The 22,958-nt window shown below is 70.6% G+C and carries 20 protein-coding genes; 10 read left to right on the forward strand and 10 right to left on the reverse strand.

The window, feature by feature from the left end:
* Nucleotides 1–43: 43 nt before the first annotated feature.
* Nucleotides 44–346, forward strand: a complete 303-nt coding sequence (locus ACIQWX_RS41530) for a hypothetical protein (RefSeq protein WP_400883561.1) — start codon at nucleotides 44–46, stop codon at nucleotides 344–346.
* On the opposite strand, the gene ACIQWX_RS41535 is transcribed toward ACIQWX_RS41530, so the two are convergent.
* The 3 genes from ACIQWX_RS41535 to ACIQWX_RS41545 are packed head-to-tail and all read right to left on the reverse strand — an operon-like array spanning nucleotide 332 to nucleotide 2,816.
* Entirely contained in the window at nucleotides 332–859 is a 528-nt protein-coding gene (locus ACIQWX_RS41535) for a GNAT family N-acetyltransferase (RefSeq protein WP_400883563.1), read from the reverse strand. The two genes, ACIQWX_RS41530 and ACIQWX_RS41535, sit on opposite strands and share 15 nt — an antisense overlap.
* Nucleotides 802–1,800, reverse strand: a complete 999-nt coding sequence (locus tag ACIQWX_RS41540; protein WP_400883566.1) for a Gfo/Idh/MocA family oxidoreductase — start codon at nucleotides 1,798–1,800, stop codon at nucleotides 802–804. Before ACIQWX_RS41540 ends, ACIQWX_RS41535 begins: the two co-directional genes overlap by 58 nt.
* Nucleotides 1,797–2,816 (reverse strand): LacI family DNA-binding transcriptional regulator, encoded by a 1,020-nt coding sequence (locus ACIQWX_RS41545; protein WP_400883569.1) that lies wholly within the window; start codon nucleotides 2,814–2,816, stop codon nucleotides 1,797–1,799. Before ACIQWX_RS41545 ends, ACIQWX_RS41540 begins: the two co-directional genes overlap by 4 nt.
* 112 nt (nucleotides 2,817–2,928) lie before the next feature.
* Here ACIQWX_RS41545 and ACIQWX_RS41550 point away from each other — a divergent pair, with 112 nt between their 5' ends.
* The 8 genes from ACIQWX_RS41550 to ACIQWX_RS41585 all read left to right on the forward strand — a co-directional run bounded on the left by ACIQWX_RS41550 (nucleotide 2,929) and on the right by ACIQWX_RS41585 (nucleotide 11,772).
* Entirely contained in the window at nucleotides 2,929–3,807 is an 879-nt protein-coding gene (locus tag ACIQWX_RS41550) for a TIM barrel protein (protein ID WP_400883571.1), read from the forward strand.
* Between the two features lie 24 nt (nucleotides 3,808–3,831).
* Nucleotides 3,832–4,827, forward strand: coding sequence for a sugar ABC transporter substrate-binding protein (locus ACIQWX_RS41555; protein WP_400883573.1), 996 nt, complete (start codon nucleotides 3,832–3,834; stop codon nucleotides 4,825–4,827).
* Nucleotides 4,824–5,867, forward strand: a complete 1,044-nt coding sequence (locus ACIQWX_RS41560) for an ABC transporter permease (RefSeq protein WP_400883575.1) — start codon at nucleotides 4,824–4,826, stop codon at nucleotides 5,865–5,867. Before ACIQWX_RS41555 ends, ACIQWX_RS41560 begins: the two co-directional genes overlap by 4 nt.
* Nucleotides 5,864–6,634 carry an ATP-binding cassette domain-containing protein gene (locus ACIQWX_RS41565; protein ID WP_400883577.1) on the forward strand — a complete coding sequence of 257 codons (771 nt, stop codon included), beginning with the start codon at nucleotides 5,864–5,866 and terminating at the stop codon, nucleotides 6,632–6,634. Before ACIQWX_RS41560 ends, ACIQWX_RS41565 begins: the two co-directional genes overlap by 4 nt.
* Nucleotides 6,631–7,560, forward strand: a complete 930-nt coding sequence (gene iolC, locus ACIQWX_RS41570; protein WP_400883579.1) for a 5-dehydro-2-deoxygluconokinase — start codon at nucleotides 6,631–6,633, stop codon at nucleotides 7,558–7,560. The genes ACIQWX_RS41565 and iolC overlap by 4 nt, the downstream gene beginning before the upstream one ends.
* A 35-nt stretch (nucleotides 7,561–7,595) precedes the next feature.
* Nucleotides 7,596–8,486 (forward strand): 5-deoxy-glucuronate isomerase, encoded by an 891-nt coding sequence (gene iolB / locus ACIQWX_RS41575; RefSeq protein ID WP_400884329.1) that lies wholly within the window; start codon nucleotides 7,596–7,598, stop codon nucleotides 8,484–8,486.
* Nucleotides 8,483–10,318: a 3D-(3,5/4)-trihydroxycyclohexane-1,2-dione acylhydrolase (decyclizing) gene (iolD, locus tag ACIQWX_RS41580; protein WP_400883582.1), complete on the forward strand. Its 1,836-nt coding sequence runs from the start codon at nucleotides 8,483–8,485 to the stop codon at nucleotides 10,316–10,318. The genes iolB and iolD overlap by 4 nt, the downstream gene beginning before the upstream one ends.
* A 383-nt stretch (nucleotides 10,319–10,701) precedes the next feature.
* Complete coding sequence (locus tag ACIQWX_RS41585) at nucleotides 10,702–11,772, forward strand: IS110 family transposase (protein ID WP_400883585.1); 1,071 nt, start codon at nucleotides 10,702–10,704, stop codon at nucleotides 11,770–11,772.
* A gap of 532 nt (nucleotides 11,773–12,304) precedes the next feature.
* On the opposite strand, the gene ACIQWX_RS41590 is transcribed toward ACIQWX_RS41585, so the two are convergent.
* Nucleotides 12,305–13,681 carry a cytochrome P450 gene (locus ACIQWX_RS41590; protein WP_400883588.1) on the reverse strand — a complete coding sequence of 459 codons (1,377 nt, stop codon included), beginning with the start codon at nucleotides 13,679–13,681 and terminating at the stop codon, nucleotides 12,305–12,307.
* A gap of 79 nt (nucleotides 13,682–13,760) precedes the next feature.
* Here ACIQWX_RS41590 and ACIQWX_RS41595 point away from each other — a divergent pair, with 79 nt between their 5' ends.
* The gene (locus ACIQWX_RS41595) at nucleotides 13,761–14,333 is read left to right on the forward strand and encodes a TetR/AcrR family transcriptional regulator (protein ID WP_400883591.1); all 573 of its coding nucleotides are present in this window, start codon (nucleotides 13,761–13,763) and stop codon (nucleotides 14,331–14,333) included.
* Here the strand turns inward: ACIQWX_RS41595 and ACIQWX_RS41600 are convergent.
* The 6 genes from ACIQWX_RS41600 to ACIQWX_RS41625 all read right to left on the reverse strand — a co-directional run bounded on the left by ACIQWX_RS41600 (nucleotide 14,323) and on the right by ACIQWX_RS41625 (nucleotide 22,925).
* Nucleotides 14,323–15,255: a hypothetical protein gene (locus tag ACIQWX_RS41600; protein ID WP_400883593.1), complete on the reverse strand. Its 933-nt coding sequence runs from the start codon at nucleotides 15,253–15,255 to the stop codon at nucleotides 14,323–14,325. The genes ACIQWX_RS41595 and ACIQWX_RS41600 overlap by 11 nt on opposite strands.
* Entirely contained in the window at nucleotides 15,252–16,481 is a 1,230-nt protein-coding gene (locus tag ACIQWX_RS41605) for an MFS transporter (protein WP_400883596.1), read from the reverse strand. The genes ACIQWX_RS41600 and ACIQWX_RS41605 overlap by 4 nt, the downstream gene beginning before the upstream one ends.
* Nucleotides 16,482–16,490: 9 nt before the next feature.
* Nucleotides 16,491–18,050 carry a discoidin domain-containing protein gene (locus ACIQWX_RS41610; RefSeq protein ID WP_400884331.1) on the reverse strand — a complete coding sequence of 520 codons (1,560 nt, stop codon included), beginning with the start codon at nucleotides 18,048–18,050 and terminating at the stop codon, nucleotides 16,491–16,493.
* A 379-nt stretch (nucleotides 18,051–18,429) separates the two neighbouring features.
* A complete protein-coding gene (locus tag ACIQWX_RS41615; RefSeq protein WP_400884333.1) occupies nucleotides 18,430–19,530 on the reverse strand; it encodes an NAD(P)-binding domain-containing protein in 1,101 nt (366 codons plus the stop codon).
* Between the two features lie 313 nt (nucleotides 19,531–19,843).
* On the reverse strand, nucleotides 19,844–21,070 hold the full coding sequence (locus ACIQWX_RS41620; protein ID WP_400884335.1) for a diguanylate cyclase: 1,227 nt from the start codon (nucleotides 21,068–21,070) through the stop codon (nucleotides 19,844–19,846).
* Between the two features lie 1,075 nt (nucleotides 21,071–22,145).
* Complete coding sequence (locus ACIQWX_RS41625) at nucleotides 22,146–22,925, reverse strand: SRPBCC domain-containing protein (RefSeq protein ID WP_400883598.1); 780 nt, start codon at nucleotides 22,923–22,925, stop codon at nucleotides 22,146–22,148.
* Nucleotides 22,926–22,958 lie beyond the last annotated feature (33 nt).

The raw sequence follows: 22,958 nt of genomic DNA on the forward strand, positions 1-22,958 counted from the left end.
CGAGCTTGACTTCGAGTGCCCTTGAGGTGTGAGCCTGGGCGGCATGAAGGTGCTGCTGTTCGGCCGCAACCCGGCCACGGTCTCGAGGGTGACGGCGGCGCTGTCCGCGGCGGGTTTCGCCGCGGACGGCGTCGCTTCGGAGGAGGCGGTGCTGTCCCGGCTCGGTGTGGTGGACGCTCTCGTGCTGGGCGCGGGAGTCGTCGGGCCACTGCGGGAACGGGTCACGGCGGCGGCGGTGCGCCACGGGGTCGTGTGGGTGCAGGGGCCGCACATCGAGCCTTCGCGGGACGCGCTGGAGTACGTCCGGACGGAGATCCTGCCGCGGCTGAAGTCAGCTCAGCGGTAGTTCCGCGCGGACTTCGCCGCCGTCGATGGTGAGGGCTGCGCCGAGCCCGGCCAGCAGCGACCGGGCACCTCTGTTTTCCGGGGTCGTCGAAGCGATGAACCTCGTCGCACCGGAACTGCGGGCTTCGGCCAAGAGCAGTTGCGTCACCTCGCGGCCGATTCCGCGACCGCGGGCGTCGCGGCTCAGCCAGATGCCCGCCTCCACCGCATCGCCGTGGCGTTCCAGCCGGGCGGCTCCGACCGCGATGCCGTCCGCGTCGACCACCCAGGTGCGTTCCACCGCGGTCGCCGGGTTCAGCGAGCGGCCGCGGTGGAAATCCAGGAACGCCGCCCGGCGCGCCGCGATCCAGCCGGGCGGGCCGTCGACCGGGGGCATGACGTCGAGCGGGTCCGCCCCGGCGACGGCGGCTTCGAGCAGCCGCGCGAGGGCGGGCTCGTCGAGCGGGGTCAGCGTGATCAGCGCCGGACCTCCCTCAGCTTCACCGGACGCCGTTCGCGCCGCGACACCTCGCACGCCTCCGCGATGTAGAACGCCTCCAACGCGTCCGCCGCGACGCACGGCGACGGCGCCCGGCCGGCGACCACGTCCAGGAACGCCTTCAGCTCCGTCGTGTACGCCGGGCGGAACCGCTCCATGAACCCCGGGTACGCCGGGCCCGGCAGCGGTGCGGCTCCCGGCTCCACCGAGCGCAGCGGCGCCCGGTCGTCCAGGCCCACGACCACCCCCGAGACCGACCCAAGCACGTCGAGCCGCACGTCGTAGCCCGCGCCGTTGTAGCGGGTCAGCGACACCGTCGCCAGGGTGCCGTCGTCCAGGGTGAGCGTCGCGGCCGCCGTGTCGACGTCGCCCGCGTCCACGAAGAACCGCTCGCCGCGGTTGGCGCCGATCGCGTACACCTCCTCGACCTTGCGGCCACTCACCCAGCGGATGATGTCGAAGTCGTGGACGCCGCAGTCGCGGAACAACCCACCCGAGTGGGCGACGTACTCCGCCGGCGGCGGTGCCGGGTCGAACGTCGTCGCGCGCAGCGTGTGCAGCCAGCCCAGCTCACCGGACGCCACGGCCGCGCGAGCCGCCGCGTACCCCGCGTCGAACCGGCGCTGGAAGCCGATCTGGACCGGCACATCCGACGCGCGGATGCGGTCGATGACGGCGAGGGTGCCCGGGATGTCCGCGGCCACCGGCTTTTCGCAGAACACCGGGATGCCCGCGTCGACCGCCGCGATGATCAGGCCGGGGTGCGCGTCGGTGGCCGCCGTGACGACCAGGCCGTCCAGCCCGGCGGAGAACAGCTCGTCGAGGGAAGCCGATTCGACCCCGATCTTCGCCGCGGCGGAGGTGGCTCGCGCCGGGTCGACGTCCGCCACCACGACCGACTCGACCTCGTCGAAGCCCTTCAGCGTCTCCGCGTGGGCGGTGCCGATCCGGCCGGTGCCCGCCAGTCCCAACCTCATCGTGCAGCTCCTCCTGTTTCGGAAATCTCGGCGGTGGTCGCCCGGACCACCAGTGACGGGTGCAGCAGGTGCCGGACCGGCTCCGTGCGTTCCCCGCGGACGCGTTCGGCCAGCGCTTCGAAGGCCAGGCGGCCCATTTCGGTGCGCGGCTGGTCCACTGTGGTCAGTGAGAGGTGCCGCAGCGCGGCCAGCGACGTGTTGTCGTAGCCGACGACCGAGACGTCCTCGGGCACGCGCAGGCCCGCCTCTTCGAGCGCCGAGATCGCCCCCACGGCGTTGAAGTCGTTGCCCGCCACCAACCCCGTCGGCAGCTCGGCCCGCGAGTACGTCGCCAGCAGCTCCCGCACGGACTTCTCGCCCGCCGTGTCGGTGTGCTCGCTGCGCACGACGACCGGCTCGAGGCCGTGCCGCCGCATCGCCGCCTCGAACCCGCGGCGCCGCTGGGCCGCGCCCGCCGCTCCCCCGCCGTCCAGGTGCGCGATGCGCCGGTGCCCGAGCCCGACCAGGTGATCGACGGCCAGCGCGGAACCCGCTTCGCCGTCGTCGTTCACCGTGTCCACTGTGGACGCGCGGATCGTCCGCGAGACCAGCACGACCGGGCACTGCTTGGCCGCGACCTGGATCGACGCCGCCGGGACGACCGGCGAGAGCAGGATGATCCCGGCCGGGCGGAAGGAAAGCAGGTTGTGCAGGGCGTTCCACTCGCGCGTGGGACTGCGGCCGCCGGTGTTGAGGATCAGGTCGAAGCCCGCCGCCTGCGCGGCCGCGTCCAGCCCCTCGACGACGTCGGCGAAGAAGGCGTTGCGCAGGTCGTTGACCATCACGCCGAGCACCGTGGACGTCCGGCTGGCCAGCGACCGCGCCATCACGTGCGGCTGGTAGCCCAGTTCTTCGGCCGCGCGCAGGACGGCCGCGCGCCGGGCGTCGGAGACCTTCGGTGAATTCCTCATCACCAGGGAGACCAGCGCGCGGGAAACTCCCGCCCGCGCGGCGACGTCCTCCATCGTCGGACGCATGCGGCACCTCCCCTGATCACCGGAAACTCGGCCTTGACTTGGTGTGACGAACGCTACAAGATTAGAGCGCTCTAATCAATAGAGCGCTCCAACGGACCAACGGAGGCCCCTTGTGACAGCGACGATCCGCGTGGCCGCCGCCCCGATCTCCTGGGGCGTCTGCGAAGTACCGGGCTGGGGCCGGGTGCTGGACGCGGCGACCGTGCTCGGCGAGATGGCGGCCCTTGGCGTCCAGGCGACGGAGCTGGGTCCGCCCGGGTACCTCCCGCGCGACCCGGCCGAGCTGCGCGAGCTACTGGGGAGCCACGGCCTGACGCTCGTCGGCGGCTTCCTCGCCGTCGTCCTCCACGCCGATCAGGAGGGCGCGCTCAAGGAAGCGGAAGAGTCGGCCGCGCTGTTCGCCGCGTGCGGTGGTGACGTCCTCGTGCTCGCCGCCGCGACCGGCCTCGAGGGCTACGACGACCGCCCGAAGCTGACCGACGCCGAATGGGCGACGCTCGTCGAGACCGCCGGCAAGATCCGCGACATCGCCGCCGCCCACGGCCTGCGCACCGTGCTGCACCCGCACGTCGGGACGCACGTGGAGCAGCGGGCCGAGGTCGAGCGGTTCCTCGCCGACTCCGACCTCGGCTTGTGCCTCGACACCGGGCACCTGATGATCGGCGGGACGGATCCGGTCGAGCTGGCGCAGCGGTATCCCGAACGGGTGGGGCACGTGCATCTGAAGGACGTCCGAGAAGACCTGGCGGCCGAAGTCCGCGCGGGGCGGCTCGGCTACACCGACGCGGTCGGGCGGGGCATCTACACCCCGCTCGGCGAGGGCGACGTGGACGTGGCGGCGATGGTGCGCTCCGTCCAAGCGGCGGGTTACGACGGCTGGTACGTCCTCGAACAGGACACCGCCCTCGGCGCGGAGAGCCCCGACGACCTACCCCGGCGGGACACCGAGCGCAGCCTGGCCCACCTCGCGAAGATCATCGACTCCCACTGATTCCCTGGTCCCAAAGGAGTGACTGTGTTCTCAATCAAGAAGCTGGCGGGGGTGGCGGCGATCGCCGCCGCCGGGCTCGTCTTGTCCGCCTGCAGCGGCCCGAGCGCCGACAACTCGTCGAGCGGCAGCCCGAGCTCGCCGGCCGCGGCGCCGAGCACCGGCGGGCCGCTGAAGGTCGCCGTCGTCACGCACGGCAGCGCCGGCGACGCCTTCTGGAACGTCGTGAAGAACGGCGCCGAGCAGGCGGGCAAGGACCTGAACGTCGGCGTCGACTACTTCGCCGACGGCGACCCCGGCAACCAGGCCCGGCTGATCGACAACGCGGTCGCGCAGAAGGTCGGCGGCCTGGTCGTCTCGATGGCGAACCCGCAGGCCCTGCAGACGTCGATCCAGAACGCGGTCAAGGCCGGCATCCCGGTCGTCACCATCAACTCCGGCGAGGACTTCAGCGCGCAGTACGGCGCGATCGCGCACGTCGGGCAGAGCGAGGGCCTGGCGGGCCAGGGCGCGGGCCAGCGGCTCAAGGCGGCGGGCAAGACGAAGCTGCTGTGCGTCATCCACGAGGCCGGCAACATCGGCCAGAACCAGCGCTGTGACGGCGCGAAGCAGACCTTCGGCAACGTCACCACGCTGCAGGTCGACATCTCCAACCCGACCGACGCGCAGGCCCGGATCCGCGGCGCGCTGCAGTCCGACCCGGCGATCGACGCGGTGCTGGCGCTGAACTCGCAGGTCGCGGCCCGCGCGGTGGACGCGGCCAAGGAGGCGAGCTCGAAGGCGCAGGTGGCGACGTTCGACCTGAACGCCGACGTCGTCGCGGCCATCAAGGCGGGCACGATCCTCTTCGCCGTCGACCAGCAGCAGTACGAGCAGGGCTACCTGCCGATCGTCTTCCTCAAGCTGTACAAGGAGAACGGCAACACCATCGGCGGCGGCAAGCCCGTGCAGACCGGCCCCGGCTTCGTCGACAAGACCAACATCGACACCGTGGCCCCGTACGCGCAGCGCGGCACGCGATGACCGCAGCCATCCAGGCACAGCCCGACGAGCGCGTCGCCAAGAAGAGCCTGACCGACCGGTTGGTGGTCCGGCCCGAGATCGGCGCGCTCCTCGGCGCGGTGCTCGTGTTCGTCTTCTTCTCCGTGGTCACCGGCCAGTTCCTCAGCCCACTGGGCGTGGCGACCTGGCTCGACGACTCGTCGACGCTGGGCATCATGGCCGTCGTGGTCGCGCTGCTCATGGTCGGCGGCGAGTTCGACCTCTCGGCCGGCGTCATGACGGCGTCGACGTCGCTGGTCACGGCGATGCTGGCGACGCAGGCGGGCTGGAACGTCTGGCTCGCGCTGCTCGTGTCCCTGGCCTTCGCGCTCGGCGTCGGCGCGTTCAACGGCTGGCTGGTCATGAAGACCGGGCTGCCCAGCTTCATCGTCACGCTCGGGTCGTTCCTCGCCCTGCAGGGGCTCAACCTCGGCGTGACGCGCTGGGTGACCAACACCGTCCAGGTGTCGGGCATGCGCTCGACCAGCGGTTACGAGTCGGCCGGCGGGCTGTTCGCGTCGACGTTCAGCATCGGCGGCACGGAGTTCCAGTCGTCGATCGTCTGGTGGATCGTCGTCACGGCGATCGCCGCGTGGCTGCTGGTGCGGACCCGGTTCGGCAACTGGATCTTCGCGGTCGGCGGCTCGCAGGTGTCGGCCCGCTCGGTCGGCGTCCCGGTGGTGCGCACGAAGATCCTGCTGTTCATGGGCACCGCGCTCGGCGCGTGGCTGGTCGGCTCGATCAACATCCTGCGCTTCGCGAGCGTGCAGGCGAACCAGGGCATCGGGCTGGAGTTCCAGTACATCATCGCGGCGGTCATCGGTGGCTGCCTGCTCACCGGCGGGTTCGGCTCGGCGGTGGGCGCGGCGATCGGCGCGCTGATCTTCGGCATGGCGCGCCAGGGCATCGTGTTCGCGCAGTGGAACAGCGACTGGTTCATGTTGTTCCTCGGCATCATGCTGCTGGCCGCGGTCCTGGTGAACAACGCCTTCCGACGCCGCGCGGAGAGGGTACGCCGATGAGCCTGCTGGAAGTCCGTGACATCGGGAAGACGTACGGCAGCGTCATCGCGCTGCGCGAGGTGTCCACTGTGGTCAACGCGGGCGAGGTGACCTGCGTGCTCGGCGACAACGGCGCCGGGAAGTCCACGCTGATCAAGATCCTGGCCGGGGTGCACCAGCACGACCGCGGCGAGTTCCTCGTCGAGGGCGAGCCGGTCCGGTTCGCGTCCCCGCGCGAAGCCCTCGACCGCGGGATCGCGACCGTGTACCAGGACCTCGCGGTGGTGCCGCTGATGAGCGTCTGGCGCAACTTCTTCCTCGGTTCCGAGCCGACCACCAAGTTCGGCATGCTGGACCGGAAGAAGGGCCGTGAGACGACCAAGAAGGCGTTGTCCGACATGGGCATCGACCTGCGGGACGTCGAGCAGCCGGTCGGCACGCTCTCGGGTGGTGAACGCCAGTGCGTCGCGATCGCGCGTGCGGTGTACTTCGGGGCGAAGGTGCTGATCCTGGACGAGCCGACGGCGGCTCTCGGCGTCAAGCAGGCCGGGGTGGTGCTGAAGTACGTCGCGCAGGCCCGGGACCGCGGGCTCGGCGTCGTGCTGATCACGCACAACCCGCACCACGCCTACCCCGTCGCCGACCGGTTCCTGCTGCTCAAGCGGGGTGCGCCGCTCGGGTCGTACGAGAAGAAGGACATCGACATCAACGAGCTGACCCGGCAGATGGCGGGCGGTGCCGAACTGGAAGCTCTCGAACACGAACTGCGGCAGGTGGAGAAGGCGTGACCCTCGAAGCGCTGACGATCGGCCGGGTCGGTGTCGACCTCTACCCCGAGCAGAGCGGCGTGCCGCTGGCCGGCGTCAGCACGTTCGCGAAGTCGCTCGGCGGGACCGCGACCAACGTCGCGGTCGCCGCCGCGCGGCTCGGCCAGTCGACGGCGGTGCTGACCAAGGTCGGCCCGGACGGCTTCGGCGACTACGTCCGGCAGGCCCTCGACGGCTTCGGCGTCTCACCGGCTTTTGTGGGCACGTCGCCGGATCTCCAGACGCCGGTCGTGTTCTGCGAGCTGAACCCGCCCGCGGACCCGCCGCTGCTGTTCTACCGCTCCCCCCTCGCCCCTGACCTCACGCTCACCGACGACGACGTGCCGTGGGACGTCGTCGAGTCGGTGCCGCTGCTGTGGGTCACCGGAACCGGCGTCTCCGCCGAGCCCGCGCGGGCCACCCAGCGGAAGATCCTCGAGGCGCGGGGACGCCGGGAGCACACGGTCCTGGACCTGGACTACCGGCCGATGTTCTGGCCTGACGTCGAAAGCGCGCGCACCGAGATCGGCGGGATGCTCGACCACGTGACGGTCGCGGTCGGCAACCGCACCGAGGTCGAGGTCGCCGTCGGCACGGCGGAGCCCGATGCGGCCGCCGACCGGTTGCTGGAACGCGGACTCCGGCTGGCCGTGATCAAGAAGGGCGCCGAGGGCGTCCTGGTCGCGACGCCGGAGGGACGGTCGACCGTCCCTCCGCAGCGCGTCGAGGTCGTCTGCGGCCTGGGCGCCGGCGACGGCTTCGGCGGCGCGCTGATCCACGGGCTGCTGTCCGGCTGGGACCCGGTGCGCATCGCGGAGTACGCGAACGCGGCGGGCGCGCTGGTGGCGTCCCGCCTGGCCTGCGCCGACGCGATGCCGACCGCGGCCGAAATCGAGGAGCTGCTGTGACCGACCGCCGCCGCGAAGGAACTGGAGGCCGCGAAGTGAGCAAGCTGCACCGTCCACTCGGGACACTGTCCGACGACGCCGACCCGGTCCGGCTCACCCCGGACAGCGCGGGCTGGACGTACACCGGCCTGCGGGTGCTTTCCCTGGCCCCCGGCCAAGTCCGCGTCCTGCACACCGGCGAGTTCGAGGCGTTCGTGCTGCCCCTCTCCGGGTCCGCGACCGTCCGGGTCGACGGCCAGGTCTTCGAGCTGCGCGGCCGGGAGTCGGTCTTCACGCGCGTGACGGACTTCACCTACGTGCCGCGTGACGCCGAAGTCGAGTTGTCGACAAAGGACGGTCTGGAGGTCGCGTTGCCGATGGCGCGCTGCACTCGCCGTCTCGCACCGGCGTACGGCCCCGCCGAGAACGTCCCGGTCGAGGTGCGCGGAGCCGGGCAGGCGACGCGGCAGGTGACCAACTTCGGCGTGCCCGGGGTGTGGGACCACGCCGACAAGCTCAACGCGTGCGAGCTGATCACGCCGGGCGGCAACTGGTCGTCGTACCCGCCGCACAAGCACGATGAAGCCACCGAATGCGAAGTCGTCAACGAGGAGATCTACTACTTCCGCATCGCCGGCCGCGACGGCGTGACGCCGTCGCGCGAAGGCTTCGGCCTGCACCGGACGTACACGACCGACGGCGACCTGGACGAAGACGTCGCCGTCCGCGACCACGACGTCTTCCTCATCCCGCGCGGCTACCACGGGCCGTGCGTGGCCGCGCCGGGCTACCCGATGTACTACCTGAACGTCCTGGCCGGGCCGGCCGAGGAGCGGTCCATGGCCTTCTGCGACGACCCCGCGCACGGCTGGGTGCGCGACACGTGGGCGTCGCAGGACCTCGACCCCCGCTGCCCCGTCACGAGTCACGAAGGGCGTGTCCAGTGAAGCTGACGACGGCTCAAGCCCTGGTCCGCTGGCTCCTCGCCCAGCGCTCCGAAACCCTCGACGGGCGTGAGGTCCCGCTCTTCCCCGGCGTCTTCGCGATCTTCGGGCACGGCAACGTCCTGGGGCTCGGGACCGCCTTGGAGGAGCACCGCGGCGAGCTTCCCGTGTGGCGCGGGCACACCGAGCAGGGCATGGCGCTGGCGGCGGTCGGCTACGCGAAGGCCACGCACCGGCGGCAGGTCGGCGTCGTGACGTCGTCGATCGGGCCGGGCGCGCTGAACATGGTCACCGCGGCCGGCGTCGCGCACGCGAACCGGCTGCCGGTGCTCCTGCTGCCGGGCGACACGTTCACCGGCCGGGCGCCGGACCCGGTGCTGCAGCAGATCGAGCCGTTCGGCGACGCGACCGCGACGGTGAACGACGCCTTCCGCGCGGTCTCGCGCTACTTCGACCGGATCACCCGGCCCGAGCAGCTGCTTTCGACGTTGCCGCAGGTCGCGCGGGTGCTCACGGACCCGGCGGACAGCGGGCCGGTGGTGCTGGCGCTGCCGCAGGACGTCCAGGTGGAGACGTACGACTTCCCGGACGCGCTGTTCGCGCCGGTGACGCACCGCCCGCTGCGCCCGCGTCCCGACCGCCGTTCGGTCACCGAGGCGGCGGGCGTCCTGCGCGCGTCCCGGCGTCCGTTGCTGGTGCTCGGCGGCGGCGCCCGCTACTCCGGCGCCGGGCGGCGGGCCCTCGACTTCGCCGAGCGGCACGGGATTCCCCTCGTCGAGACGACCGCGGGCCGCACGCTGGTGCCGCACGACCACCCGCTGCACGCCGGGCCGCTGGGCATCACAGGCTCGTCGTCGGCGAACGCCGTCGCGGCCGAGGCCGACGTGGTGCTGGCGGTCGGGACGCGGCTGCAGGACTTCACGACGGCGTCCTGGACGGTGTTCTCCCCGGACGTGCACCTGGTTTCGCTCAACGCGGCCCGGTTCGACGCGGTGAAGCACGGGGCGCTTTCGGTGATCGGGGACGCGGACGCCGGCCTGACGGACCTGGCCGCCCAGCTGGAGAGCTGGCGCGTCGACCCGTCGTGGACCGCGCGCGCCGCGGACGAGCGTGCTGCGTGGGACGCGCACATCGACTCACTGCGTACTCCTTCCGGCTCGCTTCCCTCCTACGCCCAGGTGGTCGGGGCGGTGAACGACCTGTCGGCGCCGGACGATTACGTGATGACGGCATCGGGCGGCCTGCCGGGCGAGCTGATCGGCGGGTGGCGCGGGTCGGGTGCGCTGTCGATGGACGTCGAGTACGGGTTTTCGTGCATGGGTTACGAGCTGTCGGGCGCGTGGGGCGCGGCGATCGCATGGCCGGGCCTGGTCACGACGCTCCTCGGCGACGGCTCGTACTTGATGCTGAACTCGGAGCTGTTCTCGGCGGCGTTCGCCGGCCACCCGTTCGTGGCGGTGGTGTGCGACAACGACGGGTACGCGGTGATCGCGCGGCTCCAAGAGGGCCAGGGCGGGAAGCCGTTCAACAACTTCTACGCCGACTGCACGACTTCGCACGCTTCGCCGCCGCGGGTGGACTTCGCCCGTCACGCGGAGTCCCTGGGCTGCGTGGTGTTCACAGCGTCCACAGTGGACTCATTGCGCACGGCTTACGCTTCGGCGCGCTCGGCGGCGGTGGCCGAGCAACGGCCGGCGGTGGTCGTGGTGAAGACACAGCCCTCGACGTGGACCGAGGCCGGGGCGTGGTGGGAGGTCGGGGTGCCGGAGCACCTCGCCGGGCGGGACGGCTACGAGCGCGGGAAGGGCGAGCAGGTGCGTTACCTGGAGTCCTGACCGCGGCCCGCGGGGGCGCCCCCCGTTACTTTTTTCGTAGTTCCTGTTCAAGGAGCTGTGGTCACCAGGCCCGGCATGACTTGCGCCCCGGTCGAACCCATGATCCGGGGGCGTGTCATCGGGTCTGGTGGCATCGACCGACCGCTGATAGGGACACGGCAGCCACTGGGTAGGTCTCGTCGCAGGCGTGGGTGCCGGCGCTCGATGCCTGATCGGTGACGACGTCCCGGCGAACGAACGGCATGGTGGATGAGCAGCACTTTTGAGCGCGTTCCTCGGCCTGGACGTCGGCGAAGACAACCACCACGCCGTCGGACTGGACCCCGACGGCAAGCGGCTGCATGACGGGCCTCTGCTCAACACCGGACCGAGGCTGCGGGGCGTTGTTCGACAAACTCGCCCAGCATGGGCCGCTGCTGGTCGTAGTCGACCAACCGACCACCATCGGGGCGCTGCCGGTCGCGGTCGCCCGCGCCGCAGGACACCAAGTCGCCTACCTGCCCGGCCTGGCGATGCGCCGTATCGCCGACCTCTACCCCGGCCGCGCCAAAACCGACGCCCGGGACGCGTTCGTCATCGCCGATGCCGCCCGCTCCCTGCCCCACACACTCCGACCGGTCGACGTCGGTGACGACGCCGAGCTGGAGGCGCTGGTCGGGTTCGACGACGACCTGGCCGGCGAAGCCACCCGCATCGCCAACCGCATCCGCGGCCTGCTCACCGGCATCCACCCCACCCTCGAACACGCCATCGGCCCGCGGATCAGCCACCCCGCCGTCCTAGAGATCCTGTCCCGTTGCGGCGGCCCGACCGGGATCGCCAAAGCCGGCCGTCGCAAACTGACCGCGATCGCCAAGGTCCACGCGCCCCCGCAGGGGCGAGCGGCTGGTCGAGGCGATCATGACCGCGCTGGACGAACAGACCATCACCGTCCCGGGCACCGCAGCCGCCGACACCGTGCTCCCGCGGCTGGCCGACAACCTGAAACCGTGCTGCTGCAACACAAGCAGGTCACCGAGCAGGTTGAAGGGACACTTGATGCGCACCCTCTTGCCGGGGTCCTGACCTCGATGCCCGGCATCGGCGTCAGGACCGCAGTCCGCATCCTGCTCGAGGTCGGCGACGCGTCCAACTTCACCAGCTCGGGGCATCTGGCCGCCTGCGCCGGCATCGCCCCCGTGACCCGCAGCTCCGGCACCAGCATCAAGGGCGAGCACCCCGCCCGGACCGGCAACCGGCAGCTCAAACGCGCGTTCTTCCTCGCCGCGTTCGCCTCGTTGTCCGACCCGACCAGCCGGACCTACTACGACAGGAAGAGGGCCGAGGGCAAGAACCACAACGCCGCCCTCATCTGCCTGGCCCGTCGCCGCTGCGACGTCTCTACGCCATGCTCCGCGACAAGCAGCCAGACCAACCTGACCGCAAACCCGCAGCTCAGGCAGCATGACCTGTAGACAGGACGTACATCACCCGGCTCGTTATCAGCTCACGACGAGCAGACGACCAAAGGTAGCCTGTGGTCTGTGTGCAGATACGCCGAGACCACCTACAAGGTGCACTATGTGTGCCTTGCTTGCCGTCAGAGCAGCAAGCTCCCCTGGGACGGGGCCGAGCATCTGTGCACCAGGTGCCGAGCGCCGATGATCTACGCCGGTCACGACTTCGCAGCACCACGCAAGATCGATGATCGCCGATGGGCCGCCGTCGCCGCCGTCCTGCAGGCCGGACTGCGATACGAAGGGTTTTTGACCTGCGGCTGCTCCCGAGCCCCTCAGTACCGGCCCAACACCACCGCCCAGGTCCGAGCACGCCGCCGAGTCGCGGCTCGCGACGAACTGAGCGACGCCGAAGCACTCGCACTCCGCGACCCCGGCGAAACACAACATCACTAAGCGCAGGCTCCGGCTCGTGCTGCTTCACAAACCCCGAGTTCAAGCAGAAAACTCGACCAGAAAGTTGACGAACGACGGGCCCCCGTTTTCCACTCTACCGGAGGGCACCGACATTTTCGGTCGTCGCGCGCACCCGCGGCCGCAGGGTGAACCCGCTCGGCTTGAGCGTCAACGACTCGACGATCTTCAGCTCATACCCCGGATCAACCTCGAAGTCGTAACGCTGCAACACCATCCCCAACGCCAGCACGGCTTCGTGCAGCGCGAACTGGCGCCCGATGCAAGCCCGCTCCCCCGTCCCGAACGGCTTGTACGCCTGCGCCGGCCGCTTCTTCACCGCCGCGGGCTCGAAGCGGTCCGGGTCGAACCGCTCCGGGTCCGCCCACACCGACGGATCGCGGTGCACCAGCGGCAGCGGCACGATCACCCAGTCCCCCTTGCGCATCCGGTACTTCCCGCCGAGCACGACGTCTTCGCGTGCTTCGCGCGAGTAACCGGGCGCGGTCGGCCACAGCCGCATCGCCTCGTCGAGGCAGCGGCGCACGTAACGCAGCTTCGCGACGTCCGAGAACGCCGGCTCGCGGTCGCCCCACACCGCGTCGACCTCCGCACGCGCCTTCGCCAGCAGCTCCGGGTGGCGCGTCAGGTAGTACAACGCGAACGACAGCGCGCCGGACGTCGTCTCGTGGCCCGCGACGACGAACGTGATGGCCTGGTTGCGGATGTTCACCGGATCGAGGCGTTCCCCCGTCACCGGGTGGCCCTCGGTGAGCATCAGCTCCAGCAGGTTGTCCGAGCCGGCGCGGGCTTCGATGACCTCGTCGACCAGGTTCGTCATGGTCGCGATGTCGGCCCGGTTCTGCTCGGCCGTCCCGGCGAACGCGCGTCGCACGAACGGGAGCTTGACGTTCTGCAGCTGCGCGTACCGCAGCGCGCGGATCATCGCCGTCACGAACGGGTGCGGCTCGGTGCGCTCGAACGAGCCGAACCGGTAGCCGAAGCCGGCGCGGCCGATCGTTTCGAGGGTCAGCCGGGTCATGTCGGCGGCGACGTCGACCGGGCCGTCCGCCGCGTCCCAGGCCGCGGTCAGCTCGCGGGCGACCTCCAGCATCACCGGGTGGTAGCGGCGCATCGCCTCGGCGGAGAACGCCGGCTGCAGGATGTCGTGGGCCAGCCGCCAGTTCGGCTCGTGGGTGTGCGCGGTGAACAGCCCGTCGCCGGCCACCGCGCGCAGGTTCTCGATGCCCAGGCCGACGTGCTTGCCGAACTTCGTCTCGTCGTTCAGCTCGGTGACCAGGTCGACGCCGCCGACGAAGACGATCTCGAAGCCGAAGATCTTGCGCGTGAAGACCGGGCCGACGCGCCGGCCGATGCGCAGCGTGTCCTGCAGCGGCGTGCGCGGGTTGGCGCCGATCAGGTCGCCGATCACCGGCAGGCGGCCCGGCCGGTGCGGAATCCCGGTGGTGTCCACGGCAAGCCCCTCTATTGAACCCGTATCCAATAGGGTCACGATCCCCCGCTACTGAACCCGTGTCAAGTAAGCTCGGGGGATGCGGACGCGGCTGAGCACCGAACAGCGTCGCGAGCAGCTGCTGGCGATCGGCGCCGGCCTGTTCGCGAACCGGCCGTACGACGAGGTGTGGATCGAGGAGGTCGCCGAGATCGCGCAGGTCTCCCGCGGCCTGCTGTACCACTACTTCCCCACCAAGAAGGATTTCTTCGCCTCGATCGTCCGCGCGCAACGCGACCAGCTCCTGGCGATGAGCGAGCCCGACCCGGCGCTGCCCGTGGCGGAGCAGCTGCGGGCCGGGCTCGACGTCTACCTCGAGTTCGCACGCTCGCACCCGGACGGCTACCGCATCGTGCACCGCGCCGCGAGCGGCGCCGACCGCGAGATCCAGGAGATCCGCGAGGCCGGGATGTCCGCCAACGCCACCCGCATCCTGGACGCGGTGAGCGTGCTGACCCCGGTCACCGAGGTGACGCGGCTGGCCGTGCGCGGCTGGCTGACGTTCGTCGCGACGACCATCCTCGAGTGGCTGGAACACCCGAAGGTCACCCAGGACGAGCTGCGCGACCTCTGCGTCCGGACGCTGTTCGCGGCGGTCGGCGTCACCCCGTGACGGCGGGCGACGCGGCGCCGTCGACGAGCTTCCGCGGCGCGCCGGAGCCGTCGGCCGGGACCGCCCAGACGGCGTTGTCCAGTCCATAGAGGACGGTGTGGTCGTCCTGCCACAGGGCCTCGTCGTCGACACTGCGGGTTTCCGCCAGCTCGGTTTCCGCCATCGTCTTCAGGTCGAGGACCGAGAGCCGCCAGACGCCGTCGCCGACCTTCTTCTTGAAGGCGACCCGGGTGGCGTCCGGGGACAGCGACGGGCATTCGACGTTCTCCCGCACGGTCTTCCCGCGGTAGCGCTTGTAGTCGGCTTCGACGAGGTACGTCTTGCCCTTGCTGCCGAGCGTGGCGTAGAAGCGGTTGCCGTCGGGGGCGAAGGTGATACCCCAGTAGTTGACGTCGGCGGCGAAGTAGCGCTTGTCGCCGACGAACACCGGCAGCTCTTCGATCGTCTTGACCAGCCGCCCGGTGTCCACTTCGTACAGTCCAGCGCGAGTCGAAAATCCCGTCTGCGCATACGAATCCCCGGTGACGAACAGCGTCCAGTCGACGCGCTCGCCGTCCGGGGACACCCGGGCGCGGCTCGGTGTGCCCGGCAGGGTCTCGGTGTGGCGGACGGCGAGGTGGTCGTCGAGGACGAGGACGTCGGTGACCGCCGGGAGTGTCCCCGGCTGGACGGCCAGGCACACGGCCGTCTGCTTCGCCACCGCGAACCGGTCGCACTTCAGGCCGCTGAGCCGGCGTTCTCCCTGGCTGAGGACGCCGACGCGGCCGGTGGCGGTGTCCCGGAACAACAGCTGACCGGGGCTCAGCGTGAGCTGGGCGGCGGGGGCGGCGTCCGCGGAGTCGTGGCGGGCGCTGACGGTGTAGACGACGGCCGCGGCGATGAGCAGGGCCGTGCCGGCCAGGGCGAGGACGATCTTCTTCACGGGCGCACCGGTTTCACGAAGGCGGCGGCGAGGGCGACGACGGCCAGGCAGCCGGCGGCGACGAGCACCGCGGGCGTCAGGTCCCAGAGCGTCCAGGCCAGTCCGAAGAGGACAGACGACAGCATGCGGGCCACGGCCTGCCCGGTCTGCACGACGGCCATCCCGGTGGCCCGGAGGTCACGCGGGATGAGCGGGCCGGCGGCGGCCATGAGGACGCCGTCGGTGGCCGCGTAGAAGACGCCGTGCAGGCCGAGCGCGACCACCGCGAACACCAGCGCGGCGGGTCCGCAGAGCAGCACGAGCGCCAGGCACAGCGCGACGTGCCCGCCGAGGAACACCGGCCAGCGGCCGATCCGGTCGGCGAGCTTGCCGAGCGGCACGGCGAGCACCAGGTAGACCCCGGCGGTACCGAGCGGCAGCAGCGGGAAGAACGTCGCCGCGATCTCCCAGCGCCGTTGCAGGGCGAGGTAGACGAAGGAGTCGCCGACCGTCACCAGGCCCAGCAGCGCCGCCCAGAGCGTCACGCGCCGGAAGTCGCTCTGCTTGAGCAGTCCCACTGCCGTGCGCAGTGACACCGCGGCGCGATCGACGCCACCCGGGTGGTCGCGGACGAAGAGGGCGAGCAGCAGCACGGCGATCGCCGCGACGCAGAAGCTGGTGAAGAACACGCTGGTGTAGCTGCCGAGGCTCAGCGCGAGCACGGCCATCGCGACGAGCGGGCCGAGGAACGCGCCGACGGTGTCGAGCGCGCGGTGCACGCCGAACGACCGGCCGAGCGCGTCCGGCTCGCTGGACAGCGAGATCAGGGCGTCGCGCGGGGCGGTGCGCACGCCCTTCCCGGTGCGGTCGGCGGCGAGGACGACGCCGATCGCCGCGACCGACGAGCCGGCCGCGACCAGGCCGAGCTTGCACACCGCGGACAAGCCGTACCCGAACCCGGCGACGGCCTTCAGGCGCCGCCACCGGTCGGCGAGGTGGCCGCCGAGCACCCGCACCAGCGCGGTGGCGCCGGCGTAGAGCCCGTCGAGCAGCCCGAACTGCAGCGGGTTCAGGCCGAGGCCGAGCACCAGGTAGAGCGGGAGGACGGCGGTCACCATCTCCGAGGAGACGTCGGTGACCAGGCTGACCATCCCGAGCGCGACGACGTTGGCGGAAACTCTTTTCAGTGCGGGTTTCCGGTTCTCGCCGGTCGCCAGGTCCGAGGTACGGCTCGCCGCGATGTACATGCCCGGCTCCTAGTGGCAGGTGTAGGTCGGGCTGCTGTCGAGGACCTTGCCGTCGACGCCGATGAGCTGCGACTGGAACGAGGTGTCCGTCATCGACAGCTTGAGGACGCCGAAGGTCTTCAGCAGCTTCGCGGTCGTCGGGTGAGCGGTGTGGATGGTGTAGAGGTTCGCGCCGCCGCTGCCGCCGACGATCTCGACGGGGCCTCCTCCGTCCGCCTGGCCGTCGGCGTTCTGCGGGACGAACCGCTCGTAGTCGTGGTCGTGGCCGTTGAGGACGAGGTCGACCTTGTTGGCCGTCATGAGGTTCCACAGCTCGATGCTGTCGGGGTTGTCGCCGTGGTCGCCCGAGCTCCACCGCGGGTGGTGGTAGTAGGCGGCGACGCAGCCCTTCTTGTTGCTGGCCAGGTCCTGCTTGAGCCAGGTGATCTGGGGCGGCTCGGCGAAGTCGTCGTGGGTGACGAAGTCGTTGGAGTCGAGGGCGATGAAGTGCCAGTTGCCCATTTCCCAGCTGTAGTAGCGCTTTCCCTGCGGTTTGGCGATGGCGCCGAAGTAGTCCTCGTAGCCCTTGAACGGCGTGTCGTCGTAGGACTCGTGGTTGCCCGGGATCGGGCGGGTGATGCTCTTGAACTTGCCCCACGTCTTGTCGTAGTAGGACTTGAAGTCCGAGAGGTGGGCGTCGTCGTACTGGTTGTCGCCCATGGTGATCACGGCGGCGGGGTTCATGTTCTCGACGAGCTTCGCGGTTTTGACGTGGGCGCAGCTCGAACTGCTGGACGTGCAGCGTTCGGCGATGTCACCTGCGGCGGCGAGGACGAAGCTGGTGCCGCTGCCCGCCTTGGTCTTGACGGTGATGGGCGCGCTCGCGGCCGAGAGATTCCCGGCGGCGTCGCGGGCGCGGACGGCGTAGGTGTAGCTGGTGTCGGGCGTGAGGCCGGTGTCGGTGTAGGACGTCGTGGCGCTGGTCGCGACGGGGGTGCCATTGCGGAGGACGTCGTACCCGGCGACGCCGACGTTGTCCGTGGCGGCGGTCCACGTCAGGGCGGCGCTGCCGGCGGTGGTCGTGCCGGCGGTGAGGCCGGCCGGGGTGGTCGGGGCCTGGGTGTCGCCGGAGGAGTCCGTGCTGCCGAACACCTGCATTTCCCAGAAGGAGTAGCCGTAGCTCGTCGCGCGGGTGACGCCGACGAAGCGGACGTACCGGCCGTGGGCGTTCAGGGTGAGGTCGTCGGTCTTGCCGTCCCCGTTGTCGACGGCGGTGGCGGCGGTGAAGTTGGCGCCGTCGTCCGAGACTTCGATGCGGTACTTCTTGGCGTAGGCGGCTTCCCAGTTCAGGAGGACGCGGTGGATCGCGGCGGACTGGCCGAGGTCGATCCGCAACCACTGCGGGTCGGCGCCTTCAGCGCTGGCCCAGCGCGTGGTGGTGCTGCCGTCGACGGCTTTGCTCCCGGCGTACGACGAGCTTTCGACGGTGGAGGTCGCGACGGGTTTTCCCTGCGAGAGCAGGACATCGGCTTGTTCGCTGGCGTCGGCGACGACGATCGCCGAGGGCAGCAGGGTGACCGCGGCTAGCACGGGGGTGAGTTTTCGCAGGCGGGTCGACGGCACGTCGCGCTCCTTGGGGGCCTCGGCGGTGGCGGTGGGCTGCGGCGTTTTGTTAGGAAAGTTTCCTAACAGAGTCGGACTGTATCGATGATCGGATTCGGCTGACAAGACGTGTCTTGTCGTTGAATCGGTCAAGAGGGTGAGTTTTCGACGGTTTCCGCAGTTCAGAGCATGTGCCGATGAGCGGTCTACTGCACCGCGGACCGGGATGCGGAGGTCTGACCTTTTGCGGCGGTCTCAGTTTTGTCGGGGGTCGCGGGTAGCATGAGAACCGGGGGCAGCGCCCAACGCCTTTCGTTCTCCCGCAAGAAAAACCGGCTCATTTCCGCCGCTTTGAGGTTCACCCGGTTCAGCGATGACGTTCGCTCAGGTGTTCGGTAGCTTCGGATGTATGACGCACCAGCTTCTTGATCTCACCGACCGCCGCCCGGCCCGCCCGGTTCGCCCCGACAGTGCTCGCCGAGGGCCCGTACCCGACCAATTGCAGACGCGGCTCGCGCACCACGCGCGTGCCGTCCACCCGGATCCCGCCCCCGGGTTCCCGCACGTGCAAGGGCGCGAGGTGGTCGATCGCCGCGCGGAAACCCGTCGCCCAGAGGATGACGTCGGCGTCGAACCGCGAGCCGTCCGCCCAGACGACCCCGTCGGGCGTGATGCGCTCGAACATGGGCCGCCGCTCGAGGATCCCGGCAGCCCGCGCGGCGCGCACCTCGGGCGTCACGGCCAGATCGGTCACGCTCACCACGCTCTCGGGAGGCAATCCGGCACGAACCCGTTCATCGACCTTCGCGACGGCGTCGCGTCCCCAGTTTTCGCTGAACGGCTCGTCCCGCCACACGGGCGGCCGCCGGGTCACCCACGCCGTCGAGCGGGCGAGCGGGGCGAACTCCATGAGTAGCTGAACGGCCGAGGCCCCACCCCCGACCACGACAACCCGCCGGCCACGGAAGTCCTCGGGCCCGGTGTAGTCGGCCGTGTGCAGTTGACGGCCGGCGAAGGTGTCCTGCCCGGGGTAACGCGGCCAGAAGGGCCGGTCCCAGGTACCGGTGGCACTGATGACGGCCTTGGCGGCCCAGGACTCCGCGGGGCTGGTGACGAGCAGCCGATCCCCCGCCCGCGTCACGGACTGGACGTCGACGGGCCGCAGAACAGGGAGGTCATAGACGCTTTCGAAGCGAGCGAAGTACTCCGAGACGACCTCGGAGGCGGGACGCGTCACGTCCGGAGTGCCGAAGGCCATGCCGGGCAGGTCGTAGATGCCGTGCACCTTGCCGAGCACCAGAGAGGGCCACCGGTACTGCCACGCACCCCCGGCCCGCTTCCCGTGGTCGAGCACGACGAAGCCGTCACCATTGGCGAACCCGGCCCGCCGCAGGTGATAGGCGGCGGAGAGGCCTGCCTGCCCAGCCCCGATCACCACGACGTCGGTCTCGTGATCCGCACGGCTCATGTGGGGTTCAACGGCTGTGGACAGGAGGTATTTCGCGCCGTTCATCACACGTCGGCGAGTCGGGCGGCCCGCTCGGCGGAACCCACGGCGCCGATCTTCCCGCCCCGCCCGCGGCCCACTCAGGCGCCGCTACCGAAGCCAGCCACCCGCTCCGTCGCGCCGGCCCGTCCACACTTCCGCACACCGCTTTCCCAGCGTCCTCCGGCAGCCCCATCGACCAGCCAGACTCGCGCACTGTCCGCGACCACCGGCCCGCGCGCACATTCCGCCACCCCGCGGCATCTCGACCGGCTCAACCCACTCGCCATGCCCCTCACACGGCAACGCGGTTCCGCCCGGCCTCCTTCGCCCGGTACAAAGCCGCATCAGCCGACCGAAGCACGTCGTCCAGGGCCGGGCCTGTGTCCGGGAAGCGCGCCACCCCGATCGATACCGACAAGCCGCTCACCCGGACCGTGCCGCCGCCCGTCGAGATCACCACGTTCAGCTCCCCCACCGCCGCCCGCACGCGTTCGGCGATGCCCAGCACGTCCGCGCGGCCGATGCCCGGCAGCAGCACCACGAACTCCTCGCCGCCGAACCGGCCGACCGTGTCGCCCTGGCGCACCGATCCCGAGATCGCCACCGCCACCGCGGCCAAGACGTCGTCGCCGGTCAGGTGGCCGTACGTGTCGTTGATGCGCTTGAAGTGGTCGAGGTCGATCATCAGCACCGCGAACCCGCCACCCGCCGAGCCGCGCCGCTGCGCGCGGGCGTGTTCGCGCACCGCGGACTCGTGCCAGCCCGCCGTGTTGAGCAGACCCGTCTTCTCGTCCGTCACCGCCGCCACCTGCAGTTGCTGTTTCAGCAACAGATAGCGGTGCAGCAGCAACAGCGGCGCGACGACGAACACCACCAAAACCGGCTGCTCGGCCAGCGCCAGCGCGGCGAGGCCGCCGAGGCAGAGCGTCGCCAGCTCGAAAGCGTTGTCCTCCCACGTGCCCATCAGGTCGGCCGCCGAGCGCTGGCTCGTGTAGAGGTAGATGCCGGCCGCGACCAGGCCGACGTTCACCAGCTCGAACACCGCCGCGGCCAGGCAGAGCGCGAACAGCCCGCGTGCCGTCTGCAGTGGCGTCCCGTGCAACCCGGACACCGCGAGAACGGAAGAAGCGGCGAAGCACGAGAGCATCGCCCAAGCGGTGCTCGCGACGAAGCGGTGCGCGGGCCGCGTACGCACCTGACGCCACACGCGCACCCACAGGTGCGCGTAGAGCACGAGGGCCAGCAACGCGACCCACGCCGGCGGCAGCAGCACGACGCCTGCGAGGTACCAGACTGAAGTGACGTTGATGTGGGTCTGCCCGCTCATCCACCGCCGCAGCCGCTCGATCCGGCGCGACATCTCGGCCTGGGCGACGCCGAGACCCACGAGCACCACGAACCAAACCGGCCGCACGGGCCCACCGAACCCGGTGACCAGCGCGGTCCCGGTGGCGACGACGGCGACGAGTTCACACCCGAGCGCGTAGGTGATCCAGCGAACTTTCGCGCCGGTCCACATTTCCCACCGCGCAGGCCAGCCCGGCCAGGCGGAAAGCGCTTCCCGGCGCACGGCGGCCTGGGCTCTCAAGAGCCGAAGCCACAGAAGTGACGGACCGGCATCGTGACGTACCCCTTGCGCGAAGTTCGGCCGACCAGGTAGCCCAGCGTAGCCGTTCCGACGACGCGCGTCGCCAGTCCGGGCGATTTGGGGGCAACGCACCTGCCCAAAGACCCGCGCAGGGTAGATCCACCCAGCTCAGCGCTACCCAACCGGATCATCGCGCAGGGAATCCGGCCCCGAGATCGCAGAGGCGGGAACGCGAACCCGGGAACGCGGAAGTGGGAATCCCACGGCAGCGATCCCACGGGAGGGAAGAGCGGGAACACCGCGCACCCGCAGCCCGGCGACGCGGGCCCGGCACACAAACGAACCCGCCGACGCAGGTCGACCCGGCTGCGCACGAACACCGCGCGGCCGGCTCATGCAACGCAAGCTCTCGACGACGCGACACACAGCCAGCCGACCGGCGCACCCAGCTCAAAGGCCACGCCATGCGCCCGGCTCACCTCGCCGCAAGCCTCCGACCGGCCCGACTCCCCACCGCGGGCATCCACTCACCCCAACGCGAGCCGCATCAGCTCGACTCGGCACCGCGGGCAACCGCTCAACCCCGCGCAAACCGCATCAGCTCAACTCGACACCGCAGGCAACCGCTCAACCCCGCGCAAACCGCATCAGCTCGACTCCACACCGCAGGCAACCGCTCAACCCCAACGCGAGCCGCATCAGCTCGACTCGGCACCGCGGGCAACCGCTCAACCCCAACGCGAGCCGCATCAGCTCAACTCGGCACCGCAGGCAACCGCTCAACCCGGCGCAAACCGCATCAGCTCAACTCCACACCGCAGGCGGCCGCTCAACTCCGGCGCACGCCGCGCCCAGCCCAGCTCCACACCGCAGCCGGCTGCTCAACTCCGGCGCACGCGGGCCCAGCTCGACTCCGCGCCGCGGGCAACCTGCCCGCTCTTACGTAAAGCCCCGGCCTGCGCGACTCCGCACCGCGGGGCGACCAGGGCCGGCGCCGATCAGGCCGTTACTTGCGCAGCGCCCGGATGATGGCCACCAAACCCACCACCGCCGCGATCCCCAGCAGCACCGGCGCCACCCGCTTCAGCACCGACTGGCCCGCGTAGTCGAGCAAGTCGATCGCTTCCGTCTCCGGGGCTGCCGGGACGCTTCGCAGCGGTGGCCGGTCAGAGGAGGCCGGCTTCGGGTCCGTGTTGATCTCCGCCGTCGTGGGGGCCGGCTTCACCGCGGGCTTCGCCACCGGCTCCGGCGTCGAAGTCGGCTCCGGCGTCGGCGACTCGGCCACCGGGGCCGGCGCCGGGGCCGCTGCCGCCGGAGCCTCGGCCACCGGGGCTGCTTCCGGCGACGGGGCCAGTTTGCCCGATAAGCAACCCGCGAACGTGTCCAGGATCTTGCCGCCCACCTCGCTGATCAACCCGCGACCGAACTGGGCCGGCTTGCCCGTGATCGACAGGTCCGTTGCCACCGCTCCGTGGGTTCCGCCGTCGGCTTCCGTGAGCGTCAACGTCACCGTTGCCGCCGCCGTGCCCGCTCCTCGCGAATCCTTGCCCGAGGCCTTGATCGTCACCTTGTGGGCCGCGTCGTCCTTCTCCAGGAACTCGCCGTTGCCCTTGTACAGCAGGGAAATCGGCCCGAGCTTGACCTTCACCGTCCCGCTGAACTTGTCGCCTTCGACCTTCGTCAGCGTGGCCCCCGGCATGCACGGGGCGACGCGCTCGGGGTCGACGACCGCCTGCCAGACCTCGCCGATCGGTGCCGGGACGGTGAATTCGTGGTCGAGCCGCACGGGCCGACCTCCTTCCTGAAGACGACGGGTCCG

This window comes from Amycolatopsis sp. NPDC098790 (genome assembly GCF_044759945.1).
Classification (GTDB): Bacteria; Actinomycetota; Actinomycetes; order Mycobacteriales; family Pseudonocardiaceae; genus Amycolatopsis.

Bases quoted from the DNA above. Each gene is read 5' to 3' on its own strand.
- ACIQWX_RS41530 (WP_400883561.1), top strand. From the start codon at position 44: ATGAAGGTGCTGCTGTTCGGCCGCAACCCGGCCACGGTCTCGAGGGTG.
- ACIQWX_RS41540 (WP_400883566.1), bottom strand. From the start codon at position 1,800: ATGAGGTTGGGACTGGCGGGCACCGGCCGGATCGGCACCGCCCACGCG.
- ACIQWX_RS41545 (WP_400883569.1), bottom strand. From the start codon at position 2,816: ATGCGTCCGACGATGGAGGACGTCGCCGCGCGGGCGGGAGTTTCCCGC.
- ACIQWX_RS41560 (WP_400883575.1), top strand. From the start codon at position 4,824: ATGACCGCAGCCATCCAGGCACAGCCCGACGAGCGCGTCGCCAAGAAG.
- ACIQWX_RS41565 (WP_400883577.1), top strand. From the start codon at position 5,864: ATGAGCCTGCTGGAAGTCCGTGACATCGGGAAGACGTACGGCAGCGTC.
- ACIQWX_RS41595 (WP_400883591.1), top strand. From the start codon at position 13,761: ATGCGGACGCGGCTGAGCACCGAACAGCGTCGCGAGCAGCTGCTGGCG.
- ACIQWX_RS41605 (WP_400883596.1), bottom strand. From the start codon at position 16,481: ATGTACATCGCGGCGAGCCGTACCTCGGACCTGGCGACCGGCGAGAAC.
- ACIQWX_RS41615 (WP_400884333.1), bottom strand. From the start codon at position 19,530: ATGAGCCGTGCGGATCACGAGACCGACGTCGTGGTGATCGGGGCTGGG.
- ACIQWX_RS41620 (WP_400884335.1), bottom strand. From the start codon at position 21,070: ATGTGGACCGGCGCGAAAGTTCGCTGGATCACCTACGCGCTCGGGTGT.